This is a genomic window from Pelomonas lactea (assembly GCF_043555885.1).
Classification (GTDB): domain Bacteria; phylum Pseudomonadota; class Gammaproteobacteria; order Burkholderiales; family Burkholderiaceae_C; genus Pelomonas; species Pelomonas lactea.
In genome coordinates, this window is sequence record NZ_JBIGHX010000009.1 from 127,054 (window position 1) to 150,660 (window position 23,607).

General features: G+C 71.0%; 20 protein-coding genes. 10 read left to right on the forward strand and 10 right to left on the reverse strand.

Annotated elements, in window-relative coordinates; all coding sequences use genetic code 11:
- Window positions 1–9: 9 nt before the first annotated feature.
- From ACG04Q_RS21655 to ACG04Q_RS21680, 6 genes are all read left to right on the forward strand, one after another.
- Window positions 10–1,509, forward strand: coding sequence for a CoA-acylating methylmalonate-semialdehyde dehydrogenase (locus ACG04Q_RS21655; protein WP_394513518.1), 1,500 nt, complete (start codon window positions 10–12; stop codon window positions 1,507–1,509).
- An 18-nt stretch (window positions 1,510–1,527) separates the two neighbouring features.
- On the forward strand, window positions 1,528–2,958 hold the full coding sequence (locus ACG04Q_RS21660; RefSeq protein ID WP_394513520.1) for an NCS1 family nucleobase:cation symporter-1: 1,431 nt from the start codon (window positions 1,528–1,530) through the stop codon (window positions 2,956–2,958).
- Window positions 2,955–4,406, forward strand: coding sequence for a dihydropyrimidinase (gene hydA, locus ACG04Q_RS21665; RefSeq protein ID WP_394513522.1), 1,452 nt, complete (start codon window positions 2,955–2,957; stop codon window positions 4,404–4,406). The genes ACG04Q_RS21660 and hydA overlap by 4 nt, the downstream gene beginning before the upstream one ends.
- A gap of 17 nt (window positions 4,407–4,423) precedes the next feature.
- Window positions 4,424–5,683, forward strand: coding sequence for a Zn-dependent hydrolase (locus tag ACG04Q_RS21670; protein WP_394513734.1), 1,260 nt, complete (start codon window positions 4,424–4,426; stop codon window positions 5,681–5,683).
- Window positions 5,684–5,790: 107 nt separating this feature from the next.
- The gene (locus tag ACG04Q_RS21675) at window positions 5,791–6,267 is read left to right on the forward strand and encodes a cupin domain-containing protein (protein WP_394513525.1); all 477 of its coding nucleotides are present in this window, start codon (window positions 5,791–5,793) and stop codon (window positions 6,265–6,267) included.
- Window positions 6,268–6,283: 16 nt separating this feature from the next.
- Window positions 6,284–7,117, forward strand: coding sequence for an AraC family transcriptional regulator (locus ACG04Q_RS21680; protein WP_394513527.1), 834 nt, complete (start codon window positions 6,284–6,286; stop codon window positions 7,115–7,117).
- A 21-nt stretch (window positions 7,118–7,138) separates the two neighbouring features.
- Here ACG04Q_RS21680 and ACG04Q_RS21685 read toward each other — a convergent pair whose 3' ends face one another.
- The 4 genes from ACG04Q_RS21685 to ACG04Q_RS21700 all read right to left on the reverse strand — a co-directional run bounded on the left by ACG04Q_RS21685 (window position 7,139) and on the right by ACG04Q_RS21700 (window position 10,897).
- Window positions 7,139–7,924 carry a S1C family serine protease gene (locus ACG04Q_RS21685; protein ID WP_394513529.1) on the reverse strand — a complete coding sequence of 262 codons (786 nt, stop codon included), beginning with the start codon at window positions 7,922–7,924 and terminating at the stop codon, window positions 7,139–7,141.
- Between the two features lie 118 nt (window positions 7,925–8,042).
- A complete protein-coding gene (locus ACG04Q_RS21690) occupies window positions 8,043–8,492 on the reverse strand; it encodes a hypothetical protein (protein ID WP_394513531.1) in 450 nt (149 codons plus the stop codon).
- Between the two features lie 36 nt (window positions 8,493–8,528).
- Window positions 8,529–10,391 carry a dihydroxy-acid dehydratase gene (gene ilvD / locus ACG04Q_RS21695; protein WP_394513533.1) on the reverse strand — a complete coding sequence of 621 codons (1,863 nt, stop codon included), beginning with the start codon at window positions 10,389–10,391 and terminating at the stop codon, window positions 8,529–8,531.
- A gap of 59 nt (window positions 10,392–10,450) precedes the next feature.
- Complete coding sequence (locus ACG04Q_RS21700; protein ID WP_394513535.1) at window positions 10,451–10,897, reverse strand: hypothetical protein; 447 nt, start codon at window positions 10,895–10,897, stop codon at window positions 10,451–10,453.
- Window positions 10,898–10,975: 78 nt separating this feature from the next.
- Between ACG04Q_RS21700 and ACG04Q_RS21705 the strand changes: the two genes are divergently transcribed.
- Window positions 10,976–11,350, forward strand: a complete 375-nt coding sequence (locus ACG04Q_RS21705; RefSeq protein WP_394513536.1) for a MerR family transcriptional regulator — start codon at window positions 10,976–10,978, stop codon at window positions 11,348–11,350.
- A gap of 6 nt (window positions 11,351–11,356) precedes the next feature.
- Here the strand turns inward: ACG04Q_RS21705 and ACG04Q_RS21710 are convergent, their stop codons facing one another.
- Window positions 11,357–12,043, reverse strand: coding sequence for a type IV pili methyl-accepting chemotaxis transducer N-terminal domain-containing protein (locus ACG04Q_RS21710; protein WP_394513538.1), 687 nt, complete (start codon window positions 12,041–12,043; stop codon window positions 11,357–11,359).
- Between the two features lie 220 nt (window positions 12,044–12,263).
- Between ACG04Q_RS21710 and ACG04Q_RS21715 the strand changes: the two genes are divergently transcribed.
- Window positions 12,264–13,577, forward strand: a complete 1,314-nt coding sequence (locus ACG04Q_RS21715; RefSeq protein ID WP_394513539.1) for an alpha/beta hydrolase family protein — start codon at window positions 12,264–12,266, stop codon at window positions 13,575–13,577.
- Here the strand turns inward: ACG04Q_RS21715 and ACG04Q_RS21720 are convergent.
- The 5 genes from ACG04Q_RS21720 to ACG04Q_RS21740 form a co-directional block, all read right to left on the reverse strand.
- On the reverse strand, window positions 13,574–14,719 hold the full coding sequence (locus ACG04Q_RS21720) for a methionine aminotransferase (RefSeq protein ID WP_394513541.1): 1,146 nt from the start codon (window positions 14,717–14,719) through the stop codon (window positions 13,574–13,576). The genes ACG04Q_RS21715 and ACG04Q_RS21720 overlap by 4 nt on opposite strands.
- A 49-nt stretch (window positions 14,720–14,768) precedes the next feature.
- The gene (locus ACG04Q_RS21725; protein ID WP_394513543.1) at window positions 14,769–15,122 is read right to left on the reverse strand and encodes a carboxymuconolactone decarboxylase family protein; all 354 of its coding nucleotides are present in this window, start codon (window positions 15,120–15,122) and stop codon (window positions 14,769–14,771) included.
- 90 nt (window positions 15,123–15,212) lie between these two features.
- Window positions 15,213–15,998, reverse strand: a complete 786-nt coding sequence (locus ACG04Q_RS21730; RefSeq protein ID WP_394513545.1) for an MliC family protein — start codon at window positions 15,996–15,998, stop codon at window positions 15,213–15,215.
- A 28-nt stretch (window positions 15,999–16,026) separates the two neighbouring features.
- A complete protein-coding gene (locus tag ACG04Q_RS21735) occupies window positions 16,027–16,500 on the reverse strand; it encodes a cyanophycin metabolism-associated DUF1854 family protein (protein WP_394513546.1) in 474 nt (157 codons plus the stop codon).
- Window positions 16,497–18,740, reverse strand: coding sequence for a cyanophycin metabolism-associated ABC transporter (locus ACG04Q_RS21740; RefSeq protein ID WP_394513547.1), 2,244 nt, complete (start codon window positions 18,738–18,740; stop codon window positions 16,497–16,499). The genes ACG04Q_RS21735 and ACG04Q_RS21740 overlap by 4 nt, the downstream gene beginning before the upstream one ends.
- A gap of 89 nt (window positions 18,741–18,829) precedes the next feature.
- Here ACG04Q_RS21740 and ACG04Q_RS21745 point away from each other — a divergent pair, with 89 nt between their 5' ends.
- Together ACG04Q_RS21745 and cphA are read left to right on the forward strand one after the other, a co-directional pair.
- Window positions 18,830–21,004, forward strand: coding sequence for a cyanophycin synthetase (locus ACG04Q_RS21745; protein WP_394513549.1), 2,175 nt, complete (start codon window positions 18,830–18,832; stop codon window positions 21,002–21,004).
- 12 nt (window positions 21,005–21,016) lie between these two features.
- Window positions 21,017–23,578 carry a cyanophycin synthetase gene (cphA, locus tag ACG04Q_RS21750; protein ID WP_394513550.1) on the forward strand — a complete coding sequence of 854 codons (2,562 nt, stop codon included), beginning with the start codon at window positions 21,017–21,019 and terminating at the stop codon, window positions 23,576–23,578.
- Window positions 23,579–23,607: the final 29 nt, after the last annotated feature.

Genomic DNA, 23,607 nt, shown 5'->3' on the forward strand with positions numbered 1-23,607 from the left:
GGAATCGTCATGAGCCCCTACGAAGTCGGCCACTGGATTGCCGGCGCCGCCCATCGCAGCAGCGGTGAACGCCAGCAAGCCATCCACAACCCCGCCACCGGCGAGGTGCAAGGCCAGCTGCTGCTGGGCAGCGTGGCCGACCTGGACGCCGCCGTCGCCAGCGCCACGCAGGCCGCCAAGGCCTGGAGCCAGACGCCGCCGCTGGCCCGCGCCCGCGTGCTGTTCAAGTTCCTCACGCTGCTGCAGGACCGCAAGGAGTTGCTGGCCGAAGCCATCGTGCGCGAACACGGCAAGACGCTGCCCGACGCGCTGGGCGAGGTGGCGCGCGGCATCGAGGTGGTGGAGTTCGCCACCGCCATGCCGCAGCTGCTGAAGGGCGAGTACACCGAGCAGATCGCGCGCGGCATGGACGCCTGGAGCCTGCGCCAGCCGCTGGGCGTGGTGGCCGGCATCACGCCGTTCAACTTCCCGGCCATGGTCCCGATGTGGATGTACCCCATCGCCATCGGCTGCGGCAACGCCTTCATCCTCAAGCCCAGCGAGCGCGACCCGTCGTCGTCACTGCTGATAGCGCAGTGGCTGAAGGAAGCCGGCCTGCCGGACGGCGTGTTCAGCGTTGTGCAGGGCGACAAGGACATCGTGGACGCCATCCTGGCCCACCCCGGCATCGCGGCAGTCAGCTTCGTCGGCTCCACGCCGGTGGCCGAGCACATCTACAAGGTCGGCTCGGCGCATGGCAAGCGGGTGCAGGCGCTGGGCGGTGCGAAGAACCACATGGTCGTCATGCCCGACGCCGACCTCGACGGCGCGGTGGACGCGCTGATGGGCGCGGCCTACGGCTCGGCCGGCGAGCGCTGCATGGCCATCTCGGTCTGCGTGGCCGTGGGCGACGTGGGCGACAAGCTCGTCGCGGCTCTCGCGCCCAAGGTCAAGGCGCTCAAGATCGGCGAAGGCCACGAGGCCGGCGCCGAGATGGGCCCGCTGATCACGCGGGCGTCTCAGCAGCGCGTGGAGCGGCTGATCGGCGAAGGCGTGGCGGCCGGCGCGAAGGCTGTCGTCGATGGCCGCGGCTACAAGGTGCCCGGCCATGAAAACGGCTTCTTCGTCGGCGGCACGATCCTGGACGGCGTCAGCGCCGACATGAGCTGCTACACCGAGGAGATCTTCGGCCCCGTGCTGTGCGTCGTGCGCGTGCCCGATCTTGCGGCGGCCATCGCGCTGATCGAAGCCAACGAATACGCCAACGGCGTGGCCATCTTCACCCGCGATGGCCACGTGGCGCGCGAGTTCGTGCACCACATCCAGGTCGGCATGGTGGGTGTCAACGTGCCGCTGCCGGTGCCCATGGCCTTCAACAGCTTCGGCGGCTGGAAGCGCAGCCTGTTCGGCGACCACCATGCCTACGGGCCCGAGGCGGTGCGCTTCTACACGAAGCACAAGGCCGTCATGCAACGCTGGCCCGACAGCACGCCCAAAGGCCCGCAATTTGCTTTCCCGCAGAACACCTGACTTCCACGGAAACGCCCCATGACCGACCCGACGCTGAGCAACCACGATCTCGTACCGACGACGGCGTCTCAGCGAACGTGGCGCTGGCAGGACTTTGCGGCGCTGTGGGTGGGCATGGTGGTGTGCGTGCCGACCTACACGATGGCCAGCTCCATGCTGGACCAGGGCTTCAGCTGGCAGCAGGCGGTGGGGTTGGTGCTGCTGGCCAACCTCATCGTGCTGGTGCCCATGATCCTCATCGGCCGCGTCGGCCCCAAGCACGGCATTCCGTTCCCGGTGCTGGCCCGCGCGTCCTTCGGCGTGAAGGGCGCCAGCCTGCCGGCGGTGCTGCGCGGCCTGGTGGCCTGCGGCTGGTTCTCCATCAACTGCTACTTCGGCGCGCTGGCGCTGCACAGCTTCCTGAACGTGCTGGGCCTGGGCCTGGCCGCCCCCGCGCCGGGCGAGACCATCAGCAGCTCGCAGCTCGCCTGCTTCATCGCGTTCTGGGCGGTGCACATCGTCTTCATCTGGAAGGGCACCGAGTCCATCCGGCTGCTGGAGGTCATCGCGGCGCCGCTGATGATCGGCGCATCGCTGGCCCTGGTCGTGGCCCTCGTGACGATGGTGCCCGCCGCGCAGCTCTTGGGCCTGCCGGCCAAGGAGGTGCCGGGCGGCCCCAAGGTCTGGGCGGCGCTGACCGGCCTCGTCGGCTTCTGGGCCACGCTGGCGCTGAACATCCCCGACTTCACGCGCTTCGCCCGCAGCCAGCGCGACCAGACCGTCGGCCAGGCGCTGGGCCTGCCCGTGCCGATGGCGCTGTTCTCCATGGTCGGCGTCATCGGCTTCTCGGCCAGTGCCATCCTGTACGGCAAGGCCGAGCTGTTCCCCGACGCGCTGCTGGCCAAGATGGGCCCCGTCGCCGCCGGCCTCGGCCTGCTCGTCATCCTGCTGGCCAACCTGACCACCAACGTCGCGGCCAACCTCGTGTCGCCGAGCTACGACTTCTCCCAGCTCGCGCCCAGCAAGATCAGCTTCCGCATGGGCGGCCTGATCGCCGCGGTGATCGGCCTGCTGTTCATGCCCTGGAAGCTGCTGGCCACCTCCGGCGGCTACTTGTTCACCTGGCTGGGCGGCTACGGCACGCTGCTGGGCGCCATCGCCGGCATCCTGCTCAGCGACTACTACCTGCTGCGCCGCACCGAGCTGCGCCACGACGACCTCTACCGCCGCGGCGGCGCCTACGAGTACAGCGGCGGCTGGAACCTGCGCGCCATCATCGCGCTGCTGGTGGGCGTGCTGCCCTGCCTGCCGGGCTATCTCGCCGTGTCCGGCGTCGTCGACAAGGCCTCGGTGCCTGCGGGCCTCGTCACCCTGTTCGACTTTGGCTGGTTCTTCAGCCTCGCCGTGGCCGGCACCGTCTACATCCTCAGCATGCCGCGCCGAGTCGCGGCCCAAGGAGTTGCTGCATGACCCCTCCCCTCCTGATCCGCGGCGCCGTCGTCGTCAACGCCGACGCCGAATCGCGCACCGACGTGCTGTGCATCGACGGCCGCATTGCCGCCCTCGGCGAGCGCGCCGTGAAGGAAGCGCCCGCCGGCACCACCACGCTCGACGGCACCGGCCAGTACCTGCTGCCCGGCGGCATCGACCCGCACACCCACATGCAGCTGCCCTTCATGGGCACGGTGACGCAGGACGACTTCTTCACCGGCACCGCCGCGGCCCTGGCCGGCGGCACGACCAGCATCATCGACTTCGTCATCCCCAACCCGCAGCAGCCGCTGATGGACGCCTACCGCACCTGGCGCGGCTGGGCCGAGAAGGCCGCGAGCGACTACGCCTTCCACGTCGCCGTGACCTGGTGGGACCAATCCGTCAGCGACGACATGGGCACGCTGGTGCGTGAGGAGGGCGTGAACAGCTTCAAGCACTTCATGGCCTACAAGAACGCCATCATGTGCGACGACGAGACGCTGGTGAACAGCTTCAAGCGTGCGCTCGAACTCGGCGCCATGCCGACCGTGCACGCCGAGAACGGCGAGCTCGTCTACCTGCTGCAGGCCGAGGTCGCCAAGATGGGCATCACCGGCCCCGAGGGCCACCCGATGAGCCGCCCGCCGATGGTGGAGGGCGAAGCCGCCAACCGCGCGATTGCCATCGCCGACGTGCTGGGCGTGCCCATCTACATCGTGCACGTGAGTTGCATCGAGAGTGCCGAAGCCATCGCCCGTGCGCGCGCCCGTGGCCAGCGGGTCTACGGCGAGGTGCTGGCCGGCCACCTGCTCATCGACGACAGCGTCTATCGCGACCCCGACTTCGCGAAGGCCGCCGCCTACGTGATGAGCCCGCCGTTCCGGCCCAAGATCCACCAGGAGTTCCTGTGGCGCGGCCTGCAGAGCGGCCAGCTGCACACCACCGCCACCGACCACTGCACCTTCTGCGCGAGCCAGAAGGCCGCGGGCAAGGACAACTTCGCCAAGATCCCCAACGGCTGCGGCGGCGTTGAGGAGCGCATGGCCGTGCTGTGGGATGCCGGCGTGAACTCCGGGCGCCTGACGCCCAGCGAGTTCGTCGCCATCACGTCCGCCAACGCCGCCAAGCTGTTCAACATGTACCCGCGCAAGGGCGTCATCACCGAGGGCGCCGACGCCGACCTCGTGCTGTGGGACCCGGCCGGCATCAAGACGCTGAGCGCCAGGACGCAGTTCTCCAAGAACGACTTCAACATCTTCGAGGGCCGCACCGTGCGCGGCGTTCCCAGCCACACGATCGCGCAGGGCCGCGTCGTGTTCGCCCGCGGCGACCTGCGCGCCGAGCCCGGCACCGGCCGCTACCTGAAGCGCCCGCCGTTCGGCCCGCAGTTCGATGCCGCCATCAAGCGCGCCGCCGACCTGCAGCCGACCGCCGTCGCCCGCTGAAAGGACTTGCCATGGACATGCCCGCCAAGACCGTCGACACGAAGAACCTCCGCATCAACGGCCAGCGCCTGTGGGACTCGCTGATGGAGCTGGCGCAGATCGGCGCCACCGAGAAAGGCGGCGTCTGCCGCCTGACGCTCACCGACCTCGACAAGCAGGGCCGCGACCTCGTCACGCGCTGGGCGCGCGAGGCGGGCATGACGGTCACCATCGACCAGATCGGCAACGGCTTCATGCGCCGGCCGGGCCGCAACAACAGCCTGCCGCCCGTCATGACCGGCAGCCACATCGACACCCAGCCCACCGGCGGCAAGTTCGATGGCAACTACGGCGTTCTGGCCGGCATCGAGGTCGTGCGCACGCTGAACGACCACGGCATAGCGACCGAAGCCCCGATCGAGGTGGCCTTCTGGACCAACGAGGAAGGCTCGCGCTTCGTGCCCGTCATGATGGGCTCGGGCGTGTTCGCGAAGGCCTTCACGCTGGAGCACGCCTACGCGGCGACCGACACCGAGGGCAAGACGGTCCAGGGCGAGCTGGCGCGCATCGGCTACATCGGCGACCAGGAGCCCGGCGACCACCCCATCGGCGCCTACTTCGAGACCCACATCGAGCAAGGCCCCGTGCTGGAGGATCACGACAAGACCATCGGCGTCGTGACGGGCGTGCTGGGCATCCGCTGGTACGACTGCGTCGTCACCGGCATGGAGGCCCACGCTGGCCCCACGCCGATGGCGCTGCGCCGCGACGCGCTGCAGGTCGCGACGACGCTGATGCAGGAGGTGGTGGCCTGTGCCCACCGCCACCCACCGCACGGGCGCGGCACGGTGGGCATGGTGCAGGTGCACCCCAACAGCCGCAACGTGATCCCGGGCCGCGTCAAGTTCAGCATCGACCTGCGCAATGCGACCGATGCGCTGTGCGACGCGATGGACGCCGACATCCGCGCCGTGGCCGCCAAGCTCGCGGCCGAGTCGGGCCTCACCATCGAGATCACGCCCGTCAGTCACTACCCCGCGCAGCCCTTCCACCCGGACTGCATCGCCGCCGTGCAGAAGGCCGCCGACGCGCTGGGCTACTCCAACATGCCCGCCGTCTCCGGCGCCGGCCACGACGCCGTCTACATGGCCCGCCTGGCGCCGGCCGGCATGATCTTCATCCCCTGCAAGGACGGCATCAGCCACAACGAGATCGAGGACGCCAAGCCCGAGCACATCGAGGCCGGCTGCAACGTGCTGCTGCAGGCGATGCTGGGCGTGGCTGGCACGGCGGCCTGACACGGCTCGGGCACGCCACGCGGCCCGGGCCGCCGATGTCCGATCCATACCAGCGCGCCCGGCGGTTTGTCGCCATGCTGGCGGCTCCCGACAACCCGGAGCGCCCCATGCACGACACCCCGACCGCCGCCGCCACCCTCGTCCCCGCCGGCCACAGCCATGCCGGCCCGCCGCTGCAGGTCGGGCCGGACCGATGGATGCTGAACGTGCCCGGCGCCGCCACGGGCGAGGCCCTCAGCGTCATGAGCTGGCAGGGCCATGCCCCCGGTGGGCCGCCGCTGCACCTGCACCCGGACCAGGACGAAGTCTTCCTCGTCGAGGACGGCGAGTACCGCTTCCAGTGCGACGGCGAGCAGTTCCTGCTGCGCGCGGGCGACAGCCTGTTCCTGCCGCGCGGCCTGCCGCACACCTTCCGCCAGCTCAGCCCCACCGGCCGGCTGCGCTTTCTCTACACGCCGGCCGGCCGCATGGAAGACTTCTTCGCCGCGCTGGCGCGGCTGGATGGCCCGCCAACGCCCGAAGCGGCGCACACTCTGTTCGCGGCCCACGGCATGCGCGTCGTCGGCCCGCCGCTCGCGTCCTGACCTCTGCCCTGCCCGCATGACCCCGGTCTTCCAGTTCCTTCCGCCGACGCCGGCCCTGCGGGGCTGGGTGCGGCAGCATCAGGTGATTCGCCTGCGCTTCGACGCGAGCACGCCCGTGCCGGTCAAGCCGTACTGGCCGCGCCCGGCGGCGGCGCTGGCCTTCTACCTGCGCGACGCCGAGCAGGTCGCCATCGCGCCCGGCGCCCCGGCCCAGCGCAAGCCCCGGGCCGCGCTGATCGGCCAGCCCACCGTGGCCACGCTGCGCCAGGGCGGGCTGGACTTCTCGGTCTACCAGATCGAGTTCGAGCCCGGCGCGCTGTACCGGCTGACCGGCCTGCCGCTGGACGAGCTGACCGACGCCTGGGTGGATGCCGAGCAGGTGTTCCCGCCCGGCTTCCGCGCGCTGGTGGACCGCCTGGCCCAGCACGACGACCCCGCCGCGCTGATCGCGCTGGCCGAGGCCTGGCTGCTGCCGCAGACGCTGGCCCCGCGCCGGGCCGCCGCCGCGGCCGACCGCGTCGCGGGGCTGTTGCTGGCCGATGCCGGCGGCCCGGGGCTGGAGACACTCGCGCTGACGCACGGGCTGGACGTGCGCCAGCTGCGCCGCCAGTTCGCCGCGCGCACCGGCGTGAACCCGCGCCTGTTCGGCCGCGTGGCCCGCTTCGACCGGCTGGTGCGCCTGGCCAACGTCAGCCCGCAGGCCCGCTGGCTGGACCTCGCGCTGGACGCCGGCTATCACGACCACCAGCACCTGGCGCGGGACTTCCGCGAGTTCACCGGCATGGCGCCATCGGCCTTCCGCGCGCTGGAGCTGCAGGCGCCGGAGCGCCGCTTCGGCTTCCAGGAATGACGGGCGGCCCGCGGCGCAGCGTCAGCGTCGGTACTCGGCCAGCAGCGCGGCCGCGGCGCTGGCCGGCACCGCGTAGCTGATGCCCGTCGGCGCGCTCAGCGCCGCCTCCTTGGTGCCCTTGATGGCGCCGCCCTGCAGCACGCCCACGACCTCGCCGGTCTCGATGTCCAGCACCGGGCCGCCGCTGTTGCCGGGGTAGGCAATGGCGTCCAGCTGCATGACCTTGAAGGCGCCGTCGCGCAACTGGCGCACGGTGCGCGCATTCAGGCCAGCCGGACTGCCGGCCGGCGTGGCGATGGCCGTCCAGGCCGACACGATGCCGCGGTGCGTGGCGTGCACCTGGCCCAGCGCATTGCCGATGGGAAAGCCCATCAGCGCAATCGCCGTGCCCTCCGCCGCGTCCTGCGCCGCCAGCTTCAGGGCCGGCACGACCGGCCCGTCGATGGCCAGCAGCGCGAGGTCGTTGCGCAGGTCCCGGCCCAGCAGCGTCGCGCTGCGCAGCTGCCACTGGTCGTCGCCCAGCCACACCTGCACCGCAATGCTGCGGTCGATGCGCCCGGGCGTTTCCTCCGGCACCACGTGCGCGTTGGTCAGCACGTGCAGGCCGTCCGCTACCGCGAAGCCCGCGGCGCGGAAGCCGAAGCGCGGCGTGTCCATCAAGCCATAGCTGCCGACCGCGACGACGGAGCGCTTGACCCGGGCGATGAGGCTGGGCAGCGGTTCAGCCACCACGGCCGTGGTGCCGCTGCAGGCCAGGGCGGCCAACGCCGCCAGCACGTCGCGGCGCGCCACACTGCGCTCGGTCATGGCGTCAGGCGAAGCGGGGCGGATCGGCTGGGGATTCATGGCGGGGCTGCGGAGTGACTCGGCTGGCGAGCCTACTGCAACCCGCGCCGCGAGGCGCTCGAAAGCCGCCTCGCGTCGGTCAGCACATGTGCCAGCCGGTCACGCCATCCATTCGAACCGTCTGCGCCGCACCGCCAATTGAGTGGCCATGAAGGCCCTCGGCATCGATCGAGATCGGCCTGAAGCCCTCGAGCGCGACGTAGCGCCACTGGTGCAGATCAACAAGCACGCAGGTTCGGCGCAGCTCCCGGGGCAACGCACCCGCCCAATCCATCGCGAGGTAGCGGCCGTCCGGGGACCACCAGGTCATCGAGCCCCAGATGAGCCCCGGAAAGACTCTCTCTCCCAGGCGCATCTCCAACAGCGCGTCACCATGAGGCGGTTCGGTGACGTAACGGAACTCGACCAGCGCCCCCGTGGCCGGCACCGACACCCGCGTCGACCGATACCCGAGATACAGCCCGGCACCATCCACCGGTGCCTGCACCGCTTCAAGCGGTGCTGCCGGGCGGTTCCGTTCAGACGACATGAACTGTCAGCCTGGCCGCTGGAGCGCAGCCGATGCTCAGCCTTCCAGCTGGCTCAGGTCGCGCACCGCGCCCTTGTCCGCCGACGTCGCCAGCAGTGCGTAGGCCTTCAGCGCGGCCGACACCTTGCGCGGACGCGCCTCGACCGGCTTCCAGCCCTTGGCGTCCTGCTCGGCGCGGCGCTTGGCCAGCTCTTCGTCGCTGACCAGCACGTCGATCGTGCGGTTGGGGATGTCGATGCGGATGCGGTCGCCGTTGCGCACCAGGCCGATCGCGCCGCCGGCTGCCGCCTCGGGCGAGCAGTGGCCGATGGACAGGCCCGAGGTGCCGCCGGAGAAACGGCCGTCGGTCAGCAGCGCGCAGGCCTTGCCCAGGCCCTTGCTCTTGATGTAGCTGGTCGGGTAGAGCATTTCCTGCATGCCCGGGCCGCCCTTGGGGCCCTCGTAGCGCACCACCACGACGTCGCCGGCCTTGACCTTGTCGTCCAGGATGTTGGCCACGGCTTCGTCCTGGCTTTCGACGACATGCGCCGGGCCTTCGAACACCAGCAGGCTGTCGTCCACGCCGGCGGTCTTCACGACGCAGCCGTCCAGCGCGATGTTGCCGCGCAGCACGGCCAAGCCGCCTTCCTTGCTGAAGGCGTGCTCGATGGAGCGGATGCAGCCCTCGGCGCGGTCGGTGTCCAGGCTGGGCCAGCGGGTGTTCTGGCTGAAGGCGGTCTGCGTCGGGATGCCGGCCGGGCCGGCCATGTAGAAGGTCTTGACCGCGTCGCTCGGGTTGCGGGCGATGTCCCACTGGTCCAGCGCGTCCTTCATGGTCTTGGCGTGCACGGTGGGCGCGTCGGTGTGCAGCTTGCCCGCGCGGTCCAGCTCACCCAGGATGGCCATGATGCCGCCGGCGCGGTGCACGTCCTCGATGTGGTACTTGTTGGTGTTGGGCGCCACCTTGCACAGCTGCGGCACGCTGCGCGAGAGGCGGTCGATGTCACTCATGTCGAAGTCGATGCCGGCCTCCTGCGCCGCGGCCAGGATGTGCAGGATGGTGTTGGTGGAGCCGCCCATCGCGATGTCCAGCGTCATCGCGTTTTCAAACGCCTTCTTGCCGATCGCGCGCGGCAGCACGCTCGCGTCGTCCTGCTCGTAGAAACGCTTGCACAGCTCGACCGCCGTGCGGCCGGCCTGCTTGAACAGTGCTTCGCGGTCGGCGTGCGTGGCCACCACCGTGCCGTTGCCCGGCAGCGAGAGGCCCAGCGCCTCGGTCAGGCAGTTCATGGAGTTGGCGGTGAACATGCCCGAGCAGCTGCCGCAGGTGGGGCAGGCCGAGCGCTCGACCTCGGCCAGGTCGGCGTCGCTGACCTTGCTGTCGGCGGCCATGACCATGGCGTCGATCAGGTCCAGCTTCTTGATCTCGATCTTGGCGGTGCCGGGCACCGCCAGACGCACCTTGCCGGCTTCCATCGGGCCGCCGGACACGAACACGACGGGGATGTTCAGCCGCATCGCGGCCATCAGCATGCCGGGGGTGATCTTGTCGCAGTTGGAGATGCACACCAGCGCGTCGGCGCAGTGGGCGTTGACCATGTACTCGACCGAGTCGGCAATGATGTCGCGGCTGGGCAGCGAGTACAGCATGCCGTCGTGGCCCATGGCGATGCCGTCGTCCACGGCGATGGTGTTGAACTCCTTGGCCACACCGCCCACGCGCTCGATCTCACGGGCCACCAGCTGGCCCAGGTCCTTCAGGTGCACGTGGCCGGGCACGAACTGGGTGAAGGAGTTGGCGATGGCGATGATGGGCTTCGCGAAGTCGTCGTCCTTCATGCCGGTGGCGCGCCACAGCGAGCGGGCGCCCGCCATGTTGCGGCCGGCGGTGGAGGTCTTGGAGCGGTAAGGCGTGGGCATGGCAGCAGTCGGTGCGGATGCAGGGAAGCCGCGATTGTCCGGCGGAGCCGGCGCCAGGGTTATTCCGAAACCCTGCCGAAAGCTCGGTTGCCCCTTGCCGAATGCTCCGCACCGGCGACGCGCCAGGCCTGCACCACCGCCCAGCTCAGCTCGGGCAGCAGGAACAGCAGCAGCACGGGCTCGCCCGTCTGCGCCCAGGCCCAGGCCATCCACAGGCTGAACAGCGCGCGCGCCGCGGCGTCGTGGCGGCCGAGCTGCGTCGTCGGCCCGCGCAGCCGCAGCACGCTCCACACCAGCACGACGCTGCCCATCAGCAGCGCGAACAACAGCTGCAGCGGCGCGAACCCCGGCAGCGGCTGCCCGCCCAGCGCCTGGTTGACGGCGCTGAGGTGCCCAAAGGCGATGGCGAAGGTCCACGGCGTGGCGAACGGTGCGGTGACGACAAGGTCGTACGCGGCGCTGGCCTGCACGACGCGGCGGAACTGGGCGGGGGTGAAAGCGGGCATGGGCGCAGATTGATGTGACGAAGGTGCGCAGCCTCACCCCTGGACTACGCTCCAGGGTCAAGGCTTTTTTGACACCCCATGCAGATCGGCACCCTGAGCGAGCGCACCGGCCTCTCCCGCGACAGCCTGCGCTTCTACGAGAAGCGCGGCTTGCTGCAGGCGCGCCGCAGCGCCAACGGCTACCGCGACTATCCCGAGGAAGCCGTGCAATGGCTGGGCTATGTGCGTACCGCACAGCAACTGGGCTTCACGCTGGCCGAGATTGCGGCCGACCTGCCCCTGCTCACGCAGGGCGAGGACGCCGGCCCCGCGCTGCGGGCCACGCTGGCGCGCAAGCTGGCCGACATCGACGCCCGCATCGCCGCGCTGCAGGGGCTGCGTGGCGAACTGGCCACGCGGCTGGCCGAGACGCCCCAGACCGGTGCCAGCTGCCCGCTGCGGCCGCTGGCCTGAGCACGCTCAGGCCACGGCGCTGCGCACCGCCTCGCGCACCAGGCCATCGAGCCGGCCGGTGATGCTGGTCAACTCGCCCGACACGACCGCGAACTCACGGCCTGACGCGCCGGCGCGCGCCGCCACCACCTGCGCGTTGAACGACACGATGCGCGCGTGCTTGGCGATCTGCTCGATGTCGCCCATGACGCTGGTGAGCTGCCGCTTGGCGGCCGCGGCGTGCTGGCGCGCCAGGTCTTCATAGAGCTGCGTGAGCCGGTTCAGCGTGGCCAGCAACGGCGTGGCGGCCTCCACCAGCTCCTCCAGCAGCGTCGCAGCGTTGAAGGCATCGGCCGCGATCGCATCCAGCGCGCGGCGGGCCTGGTCGATGAAGGTCGTGATGCGCTCGTTCGAACGCTCGGCACCGAAGTAGGCCTCGGTCAGCGCCTCGCCCAGCGCCTGCGGCGCCAGCTCGCCGGCCAGCAGCGCGCCGTGGGCCTCGCCGAAGGTCGCCAGCGCCTCGCGGGCCGTGGCCAGCGCGCCCTCGCGGCCCTGCGCGGCCAGCACGGCGTACAGCACCACGCGCTGCGACGTGAAGCGGCGCCGGCCGGACAGGTTGATGGTCTTGCCGAACAACTCGCCGGCCGTCTGCGCACGCGCAGCGGGCATCGCTCGCTTTGGTGCATCGGCGGGGGCACGCGACAGGTGCAGCATGGTGGGTCTCCGTGATCTGGTTCACGACTGGCGACTGCCCCGCGGGGCCCGCAGCCGTCACATGATCAGGGTTAGCACGGGGCATGCCAGTGGCCGGGCGCCGGTGCGCGACGGCGCGCTGCAGCTGGTGCCCACCATCGTGCAGCGTGTCGCATGCCGCTCGCGGTCGGGCCGCGGCCGCAGCAGCATGGCGCCCCACGCTTTCTCTCCTGGAGCGCCCATGCTGCCTCTGCTTCTGGCCGTCCTGGCCGCCGCCTCGCCCGCCCCACCGCTGGACGCAATGCCGCAGACCACGCTGGCCCCCGATCTGCGCTGCCTGCTCGGCGCCTACGCACTGCCCCGCGGCCGGGTGCTGACCATCACCGGCGAGGACGGCCGCCCGCGCACGCTGCGCTACACGGCGGCGGAGGGCCGCTTCGGCGCGCTGCAGGAGGGGCCCGACGGCCGGTTCCGCGGGGATGACGCCGAGATCTACTTCGCCCCCTGCGCGGACGGCCGGCTGACGCTGGGCAGCGGCGAGCACGCCTTGACCGGCACCCGCCTCGCCACGGTCGAGCAGGAGACCGACTTCATCAGCGACGGCCTGCGCCTGCACGGCAAGCTGGTGCTGCCGCCCGGCGGCCGGCCACGTGCGCTGGCGGTGTGGATCGAGGGCTCCAACAACGACCCGTCCACCGACGACAGCGTCTGGCCCCACGAGCTCGCGCGCCGCGGCGTGGCGGTGTTCGCATACGACAAGCGCGGCACCGGTCGCTCGGCCGGTGCGCCGTCGTCGGACTTCCACGTCCGCGCGCGCGACACGCTGGCCGCGCTGCAGGCCGCCCGGAAGCTCACGCCGGGCCAGCCGCGGCTGGGCGTCATCGGCGCCAGCCAGGGCGGCTGGGTGGCCCCCATCGTCGCGTCGCAAGCGCCGCTGGACTTCGTCGTCGCGGCGTTCGCGATGGCCGAGGGGCCCATCGCGCAGGACCGCGAACTGGTGGACCAGCAGCTGCGCGACGCCGGCTTCGATGCCGACGCACGGCAGCAGGCCCGCACGCTCACCGCGCTGACCGAGCGCATCGTGCGCTCCGGGTTGCAGGACGGCTATGCCGAGCTGGACGCGTTCAAGGCCGCCCATGCCGGCGCGCCATGGCTGGCGGCGCTGCAGCCGCGCTCGTACACCGGCGTGTTCCTGAAGTTCAGCAGCGCCGAGCTGCGCCAGCATGGCGCCGCGATGGCGCAGGGGCTGAGCTTCGACCACGACCCGCGGCCGCTGCTCGAATCGCTGCGCACGCGCCAGCTGTGGCTGCTGGGCGGCAGCGACCGCCAGGCGCCCAACGCCGGCACGCAAGAGGTCTTGCGCGGGCTGCAGCGCGAGGGCCGCGACGTGTCGGTCGTCGTCTTCCCGCGGGCCGACCACGGCCTCATCGAGCCCCTGCCGCTGCCCGACGGCCGCCGCGTGCCCGCTTACTCGCCCGGCCTGTTCGACATCACGGCAGACTGGCTGCTGCACGGCCGCCTGCCGGGCAGCGGCCGGTTCGTGGTCCTGCCCTAGCCGAGCCTCGCCAGCCGGCGCGCGGCCTCGGCCAGCGTCTCGTCGCGCTTCGCAAAGCAGAAGCGCACATGCCGGCGCTGCTGCGGCTGCTGGTAGAAGACCGACAGCGGGATGGCCGCGACGCCGATCTCGGTGGTCAGCCAGCGGGCGAAGTCCAGCTCGCTGAGGTCCGACACGGCGCTGTAGTCCACCGTCTGGAAGTATGTGCCCTCGCAGGGCAGCAGCTTCAGCGGCGTGGCCGCCAGCGCGGCGCGGAAGGCGTCGCGCTTGGCCTGGTAGAAGCCGCTCAGGCCCTGCCACGGCGACGGGTCGGCCAGGTAGGCGGCCAGCGCGTGCTGGGTGGGCGTGTGCACCGTGAACACGGTGTACTGGTGCAGCCGGCGGAACGCGGCGGACAGCACCGGCGGCGCGGCGACGAAGCCGACCTTCCAGCCCGTCACGTGGAAGGTCTTGCCGAAGCTGCTGACGAGGAAGCTGCGCTCGCGCAGCGCCGGGTAGCGCGCCACGCTCTCGTGCGGTGCGCCATCGAACACCATGTGCTCGTAGACCTCGTCGCTGACGACGAACAGGTCGTGCTGATCGGCGATGCGCTGCAGCTCCAGCAGGTCCTCGCGCGTGGCCACACGGCCGCTGGGGTTGTGCGGCGTGTTGATGACGATGGCGCGCGTGCGCGGCGTGACGGCGGCGCGCACGGCGGCCCAGTCGATGCGGTAATCCGCCGTCATCGGCACACCCACAGGCACGGCGCCGGCCAGGCGGATGGCGGGGTCGTAGCTGTCGTAGGCGGGCTCGATGATGACGACCTCATCCCCGGCGCCGACGCAGGCGTGCAGCGCCGTGATGAGGCCCTGCGTTCCGCCGGCGGTGATGGTGATGTCGCTGCCGGCGTCGTAGGCGGCGCCGTACAGCGTGTTGAGCTTGGCCGCCACGGCCTCGCGCAGGGCCGGCACGCCGGTCATCGGCGGGTACTGGTTGTGGCCGGCGGCCATCGCGTCGGTGACGGCCTGCAGCAGGCCTGGGTCGGCGCCGAAGTCCGGGAAGCCCTGGCCGAGGTTGACGGCGCCATGCTCGGCCGCCAGCGCCGACATGACGGTGAAGATGGTGGTGCCCGTGTTGGGCAGCTTCGGTGGCAATGCACGCATGGTGGCGCGATTGTGCAAGCGCGCCCAGCGCCCGCCCCCGCGCCGACGATCAGGCGGCGGCCACGCCGGCGCACTCCTCGAAGGCGTCCAGCGCGCGGGCCGCGTACATCAGCGACGGGCCGCCACCCATGTAGACGCACACGGCCAGCGCTTCCTCCAGCTCCGCGCGCGTGCAGCCCAGCTTGACGAGCGCCTGCGCATGGAAGGCGAGGCAGGCGTCACAGCGCGCGGCCACGCCCAGCGCCATGGCGATGAGTTCCTTGGCCTTGGCATCCAGCGCGCCCGGGCGCATGGCCGCCTGCGACAGCGAGCCGAAGCCGCGCATCACATCGGGCACATCGGCCCGCAATTGCGTCAGCGTGGAGGAAATGTCGGCGGCCAGGGCGCGGTATCCGGTGCTCATGCGGCGCTCCATCGAAACATGTGATGGCGCCATGGTGGCGCTGCGGGCGGCGCCTCGCCTTGACCTGCCGCAAGCCGCGGCGCCGGTCACTCAGCGTGCGGCAGCGGTGCAGCGCTGCTCCGGCGCCTGCCAACCCCAGACGACGCGGGCCTCGCCCTGGTGCTCCCAGTAGCTCTCATTGCGCCCCTGGTAGCGGCTGCCGCTGGCGCCGGGCTGCTGCGTCATCAGCGAGGTCTGGTCGCCGCGCTCGGCAATGAGGCTGGGCGGCTCGGTGGCGTTGAAGAAGCTGACCGCCACCTCGCTGCCGTCGTCACAGCGCCAGCGCGCCGTGGCGGACACCGGCACCAGCCGGTAGCGGGCCTGCAGCTCCAGCAGCCGGCGGGCCGATGACTCGCGCACGCAGGCGGCTCGGGCCTCGGCATCGGGGCCGGCCTTCCAGCAGTCGTGCCGCTCGCGCTGCCAGCCGTGCTGCTCTGCGGCCAGCAGCGGCGGATGCTCGTTGACGGCCTGGCGCTTCGCAGCCGCGAAGGCCTGGGCCACGCGTGCGTCCAGCAGCGCCAGGCCGGCGCGTTCGCACACCAGCGCCTCCACGCTGCCGCGCGCCTGGCGGGTGCGGCAGCTGGGCGCGCGGCGCGCCTCGTCCAGCGCCTGCTGCACGCGGACACACCAGGCCGGCGTGCCACGCGCCGGCAGGTCGCGCAGGCCCAGCTGGTGTTCGACAACGCGCTGCCATTCCACCGAGCCCTGGTCGGGCCCGTGGCCGTCGCCGCCCAGCCGCGCCTGGACGTCGCGCTGCCAGCGCGCATCGCAGGCGGGCGGCGCAGCGTGCGTCAACGCCGACAGACAGATCAGGGTGGCACCGAGCAGGCTTTTCATCAGCGTCTCCCGGCAGCAGGCCGGCGAATCAGAGGAAGCGTTCCAGCAGCCGCTTGGACTGCTTGTCCAGCGCCCAGCGGTCCGGCACCTGCAACTGCACGCCGTGCGTGGATGTGATGAGCAGCCGCCCCTCCTCCAGCCGGCGGATGTCTTCCTCGCTCTTCAGCACGAAGTCCACCTCGCCGCGGTCGGTCTGGATGCGCCAGGTGCTGGGCGTGGCGAAGGTGTTCACCGAGATCAGCCGCTGCAGCACAGGGTGGAACTCGCGCGCGGCCAACTCCGCCTCCAGCACGCGGCGGAACGCGTCAGGCAGCGCGGACAGGCGCGCCACCCAGGCCAGCTCGTGGCCGTGCACGCCGATGAGCGACACGCCCTCGTCGGGCGCCGAGATCGGGTGGGCACGCACGGGCGTCACGCCCACGTGGGTGCCGCCGTCCAGGTCGGTCAGCACCAGCTTGCCGTGGGCGTCCACGGCGAGGTCACGAAAAGGCAGATCGCTCATGCGTTCACCGTGTGCGCGTTGGGGTTGGGGGCGACGGCGTGGTCTTCCAGGTCTTCCTGGTCCACGCGCCGGGCCTGGGCCTCCCACAGGCGCCAGTAGTGGCCCTGTTTGGCGATCAGCTCGTCATGCGGGCCCAGCTCGACGATCTCGCCGCGGTCCATGACGACCAGGCGGTCGGCCTTGCGCAGCGTGGACAGCCGGTGGGCAATGGCGATGGTGGTGCGACCCTTCACGAGGTTGTCCAGCGCACGCTGGATTTCCTTCTCGGTCTCGGTGTCCACGGCCGACGTGGCCTCGTCGAGGATGAGGATGGCGGGGTCGATCAGCAGCGCGCGGGCGATGGAGATGCGCTGGCGTTCGCCGCCGGACAGGCCCTGGCCGCGCTCGCCCACCAGGCTGTCGTAGCCGTGCGGCAGGCGCAGGATGAACTCGTGGGCATGCGCCGCGCGCGCGGCGGCGACGATCTCGTCGCGCGTCGCGTGCGGCTTGCCATAGGCGATGTTCTCGGCGATGGTGCCGAAGAACAGGAAGGGCTCCTGCAGCACCAGGCCGATGTGGCTGCGGTAGTCGGCCACCTTGACGCGGCGCAGGTCCACGCCGTCGACCTTGATGGCCCCCTCGGTCACGTCGTAGAAGCGGCAGATCAGGTTCACCAGCGTGCTCTTGCCCGAACCGCTGTGCCCCACCAGGCCCACCATCTCGCCGGGGCGGATGTCCAGGTTCAGGCTGCGGATGACCGAGCGCGAGCCGTAGCGGAAGTTGACGCCCTGCATGGAGATGGCGCCTGTCACCGGCTTGTCGAAGGTCTGCGGGTTGACCGGGTCCGGCACGTTGGAAACGTGGTCCAGGATGTCGAAGATGCGCTTGGCGCCGGCCGCCGCCTTCTGCGTGACCGACACGATGCGGCTCATCGAGTCCAGCCGCGCGTAGAAGCGGCCGATATAGGCCAGGAAGGCCGTCAGCACGCCCACCGTGATGCTCTGGTGCGCGATCAGCCAGATGCCGATGCCCCAGACGACCAGCAGCCCCATCTCGGTCAGCAGCGCGACAGTGGGCGTGAACAGGCTCCAGGTCTTGTTCAGCCGGTCGTTGACCTGCAGGTTCTTGGCATTGGCCTCCTTGAAGCGCGTCGCCTCGCGGCGCTCCTGCGCGAAGGCCTTGACGACGCGAATGCCGGGGATGGTGTCGGCCAGGATGTTCGTGACCTCGCCCCAGACGCGGTCGATCTTCTCGAAGCCGGTGCGCAGCCGGTCGCGCACGAGGTGGATCAGCCACGCGATGAAGGGCAGCGGCACCAGCGTCGCCAAGGCCAGGCCGGGGTGGATGCTGAACAGGATGACCGACGTCATGCCCAGCATCAGCACGTCGGTGATGAAGTCCAGCGCGTGCAGGGACAGGAACACGCTGATGCGGTCGGTCTCGGAGCCGATGCGCGCCATCAGGTCGCCGGTGCGCTTGCTGCCGAAGTACTCCAGCGACAGCCCCAGCAGGTGTTCGAAGGTGGCCGTGCGCAGGTCGGCCGCGATGCGCTCGGACACCAGCGACAGCAGATAGGTCTTGGCCCAGCCCAGCGCCCAGGACACCAGCGCCGCGCCCAGCAGGCCGGCCAGCAGCATCGCCACCAGCGCGGGGTCGATGGCCTGGCCGTTCTGGAACGGAATCAGCACCCGGTCCATCAGCGGCATCGTCAGGTAGGGCGATACCAGCGTTGCGCCCGTGGCGCCCAGCATCAGCGCGAAGCCCAGCAGCAACTGGCCCTGGTAGGGCCGCGCAAACCGCCACAGCCGCAGCAGCACCCAGGTGCTGGGCGGCGCGCTGGACTCGCCGAAGTCGAAATCGTCGACCTCCTCCTGCGGCTCGGGTGCCGGCCGGCCCGCCAGGCGCTGCAGCTCGCGGTCGAACGCGTCCACCAGCTTGACGGCGGCCGGATTGCTGGCCAGCGTGAAGCGCCAGCGCGCCAGGCGGCGCTGGGCGTCGAACAGCTCCAGGAAGGCCAGACCGCCATGGTCACTGAGCTTGAGCGTCTGGCCCGGCGCCAGCGCGAAGTCGACCCAGGCCCCGCTGGCCGGCTCGAAGGCCAGCAGGCGTGCAGTAGTCAACGCGATCAGCCCCTGGGCGAAGCGCCCCTGGGCGTCCAGGTCAACCTCCAGCGTGGCCACCACGTTCTCGCCAGCAAGAAGTCGCCCGTGCAGGGCGGCCGTTTGAGGATGCGGTGATGGGACGGGAGTTGGATCTGACATGTTGTTCTTCGCTCTTGAAGGCCGGGGAGATTCTCCCCGATGACTTCGGCGCACAATTCCGAGCGCCTGCCGCGCCTACCCATCACCTCATGAGCAAAAAAGAAGACATCCGCCTGCTGCGCATCAACTACCTGCGCGGCCCCAACATGTGGACCTACCGGCCCGTGCTGGAGGTCTGGCTGGACCTGGGCGAGCTGGAGGACTTTCCCTCCAACCTGCTGCCCGGCTTCAACGACCGCCTGACGGCCGCCCTGCCCGCCCTCATCGAGCACCACTGCGGCGTCGGCGAACGCGGCGGCTTCATCGAGCGCCTGCGCGACGGCACCTGGATGGGCCATGTGCTGGAGCACATCGTCATAGAGCTGCTCAACCTTGCGGGCATGCCCACCGGCTTCGGCCAGACGCGCAGCACCAGCCAGCGCGGCGTCTACCGCATGGTGTTCCGGGCGCGTGACGAGCAGGTGGCCCGCGCCGCCCTGGCCGAGGGCCACGCGCTCATCATGGCCATGATCAACGACGAGCCCTTCGACGTGCCCGCGGCGACAGCCCGCGTGCGCGACAAGCTCGACGACTGCTACCTCGGCCCCTCCACCGCCGCCATCGTGGCCGCGGCCACGGATCGGCGCATCCCCCACATCCGCCTGAACGACGGCAACCTGGTGCAGCTGGGCCACGGCGCCCGCCAGCGCCGCATCTGGACGGCCGAGACCGACATGACCAGCGCCATCGCCGAAGGGATCGCCGGCGACAAGGACCTGACCAAGACGCTGCTGAAGGCCGTCGGCGTGCCGGTGCCGGCCGGCGAGGAGGTCAAGACCGCCGCTGCCGCCTGGGCCGCCGCGCAGGACATTGGCCTGCCGGTCGTCATCAAGCCGAGCGACGGCAATCACGGCCGCGGCGTCACGCTGGACATCACCACCGAGGCCGACTGCGAGGCTGCCTTCAAGCTGGCCGACGCCGAGGGCTCCTCGGTGCTGGTGGAGAGCTATATCCGCGGCAACGAGCACCGCGTGCTGGTGGTCGGCGGCCAGGTCGTGGCGGCCGCGCGCGGCGAGGCGGCCTGGGTGCATGGCGACGGCAAGCAGACCATCACCGAGCTCATCGACAGCCAGATCAACACCGACCCGCGCCGCGGCCTGACCGAGGACTTCCCGCTGAACCGCATCCAGCTGGGCGAAGACCCCGTCGTGCTGCTGGACCTGCAGCGCCAGGGCTTCGCACCCGACAGCGTGCCGCCCGCGGGCAAGAGCGTGCTGATCCAGCGCAACGGCAACGTCGCCATCGACTGCACGGCCGAGGTGCACCCCGAGGTGGCGCATGCCGTGTCGCTGGCCGCACGCACCGTGGGGCTGGACATCGCCGGCGTGGACCTCGTCACCGAGGACATCGCCAAGCCACTGTCCGAGACCGGCGGCGCCATCGTCGAGGTGAATGCCGGCCCGGGCCTGCTGATGCACCTGAAGCCCGCCGGCGGCGCGCCGCAGCCGGTGGGCCAGGCCATCATCGACCACCTGTTTGCCGAAGACGAGAACGGCCGCATCCCCATCGTCGGCGTGGCCGGCTCGCGCGGCGGGCGCCAAATCGCGCGCCTCGTCGCCTGGCTGCTGCACCTGAACGGCCGCCATGTGGGCCTGGCCTGCAAGGACGGCCTGTTCCTGGGCACGCGCTGCGTCGAGAAGAAGGACAGCGCCCGCTGGGACGCCGCGCACCGCCTGCTGATGAACCGCGGCGTCAATGCCGTCGTCGTCGAGAACAGCCCCGCCTCCATCCTGCGCGACGGCCTGGCCTATGACCGCGCCGCGGTCGGGGTCGTCACCGACATGGACGGCATCGAGGCGCTGGCCGAGTTCGACGTGCAGGACGCCGACCAGCTCTACAAGGTGCTGCGCACGCAGGTCGACGTGGTGCTCAGCGACGGCGCCAGCGTGCTGCACGCCGCCCACCCGCGCCTCGTCGACATGGCCGAGCTCAGCGACGGCGAGGTCGTCTTCTACGCCGAGGACGGCGGCCTGGACGCCATCCGCCAGCACCGCGAGCGCGGCGGCCGCGCCGTCTTCCTGCGCGGCGGCGCCGCCGTGCTGGCCCAAGGCCCGGCCGAGACGCCCGGCGCCAACATCGACGCGCTGCTGCGCCGCTTCGGCAGCGAGGCGACCGACGCCGCAACGCTGCTGGCCGCCGTCGCCGCGGCCTGGGCGCTGGGCATCTCGCCCGAGCTCATCGCCGCCGGCCTCGACACCTTCGTTCCCGACCTCCACCTGGCATAAGACGACAAGACCATGGACGTTTCCCGCACCCGCGCGCTGCGCGGCCCCAACATGTGGAGCCGCCACACGACCATCGAGGCCGTCGTGCATTGCAACGAGGCCGAGCGCTCGCTGGAGCGCCTGCCCGGCTTCGAGCCGCGCCTGCGCCAGCTCTTCCCCACCATCGGCGAACTGCGCGCCGACACCTCGCTGGCCCAGGTGCTGGAGCAGGCCACGCTGGCACTGCAGGCCCAGGCCGGCTGCCCGGTCACCTTCAGCCAGACGCATGTCACGCCCGAGGCCGGCACCTACCAGATCGTCATCGAGTACAGCGAGGAAGACGTCGGCCGGCTGGCTTTCGAGCAGGCGGTCAAGCTGGTCACCGCCGCGCTGGACGGCGGCGAGTTCGATGCCGATGCCGTCATCGGCGCGCTGCGCGAGCTGGACGAAGACATCCGCCTCGGCCCCTCCACCGGCTCCATCGTCAACGCGGCCATCGCCCGCGGCATTCCCTATCGTCGCCTGACGCAGGGCAGCCTGGTGCAGTTCGGCTGGGGCGCCAAGCAGCGCCGCATCTGGGCCGCCGAGGTAGACGCGACCAGCGCGGTCAGCGAATCCATCGCCCAGGACAAGGACCTCTGCAAGCGCCTGCTGCAGGCCGCCGGCGTGCCGGTGCCCATCGGCCGGCCCGTCGATTCGGTGGACGACGCCTGGGCCGTCGCCCAGGAGATCGGCCTGCCGGTCGTCGTGAAGCCGCAGGACGGCAACCAGGGCAAGGGCGTCACCGTCAACGTGACGACACGCGAGGGCATCGCGCTGGCCTACAAGGCGGCGGACGAGATCGGCCAGGTCATGGTCGAGAAGTTCCTGCCCGGTGGTGACTACCGGCTGCTGGTGATCGGCGACAAGCTCATCGCCGCCGCGCGCCGCGACCCGCCCCACGTCATCGGCGACGGCGTGCTCACCGTCAAGCAGCTGGTCGACAAGGTCAACGCCGACCCGCGCCGCGGCGATGGCCATGCCACGTCGCTGACCAAGATCCGCTTCGACGACATCGCCGTCGCGCGCCTGACCCAGCAAGGCCTGGCGCCCGAGTCGGTGCCCGAGAAGGGCCAGCGCGTCATCCTGCGCAACAACGCCAACCTGTCCACCGGCGGCACCGCCACCGACGTGACGGACGACGTGCACCCCGAGGTGGCCGCACGCGCCATCGCGGCGGCGCAGGTGGTGGGTCTGCACGTTTGCGGCGTGGACGTGGTGGCCGAGAGCGTGCTGCGGCCGCTGGAGGAGATCAACGGCGGCATCGTCGAGGTCAACGCCGCGCCGGGCCTGCGCATGCACCTGAGCCCCAGCTTCGGCAAGGGCCGCAACGTCGGCGAGGCCATCATCGGCCACCTGTTCGGCACCGGGAACAAGGCCGAGGACGGCCGTATCCCGGTCGTTGCCGTCACCGGCACCAACGGCAAGACCACCGTCACGCGGCTGATCGCGCACATGTTCGCCAGCTGCGGGTTGAAGGTCGGCATGACCAACACCGACGGCGTGTACGTGGACGGCCGCCAGATCGACAGCGGCGACTGCTCCGGCCCCAAGAGCGCGCGCAACGTGCTGATGCACCCCGACGTGGAAGCCGCCGTGCTGGAAACCGCCCGCGGCGGCATCCTGCGCGAAGGCCTGGGCTTCGACCGCTGCCAGGTGGCCGTCGTCACCAACATCGGCGCGGGCGACCACCTGGGCATGAACTTCCTGCACACGGCGGAAGACCTGGTGCTGGTCAAGCGCGTCATCGTGCAGAACGTGGCGCCCACCGGCTACGCGGTGCTGAACGCCACCGACCCGCTGACGGCCGGCATGGCGGCGGTCTGCCCCGGCCAGGTCATCTACTTCGCGGCCGACCGCCACCACCCGCTGATGGCCACGCATCGCGCACAGGGCAAGCGCTGCGTCTACGTGGATGGCGACCAGCTCGTCGCCGCGCAGGGCGTGTGGCGCGAAAGCATCCCGCTGCGCGACATCCCGCTGACGCGCGGTGGCGTCATCGGCTTCCAGGTCGAGAACGCGATGGCCGCCGTGGCCGCCGCCTGGGGCGTGGGGCTGGACTGGGACACCATCCGCCGCGGCGTCGGCAGCTTCGCCAACGACGCCGACAACGCGCCCGGCCGCTTCAACGTCATGGACTACCGTGGCGCCACCGTCATTGCCGACTACGGCCACAACGGCGACGCGATGAAGGCACTGGTCGATGCCGTGGCCGCGATGCCGGCCAAGAAGCGCTCGGTCGTCATCAGCGGCGCCGGCGACCGGCGTGACGAGGACATCCGCGTGCAGACCGAGATCCTCGGCGCCGCCTTCGACGACGTCATCCTCTACGAAGACGCCTGCCAACGCGGCCGCGCGGCCGGCGAGGTCGTGGCACTCCTGCGCGCCGGCCTGGAAGGCGCGTCGCGCACGACGCACGTCGAGGAGATCGTCGGCGAGTTCACGGCCATCGACCGGGCGTTGGGGCGTCTGCAGCCGGGCGACCTGTGCCTGGTGCTGGTGGACCAGGTCGAGGAAGCGCTGGCCCACCTGGCCAGGCGCATCGCCGAGGGCTGAAGAGCCCGTGTCTGCAGGGGTGGCTAGCC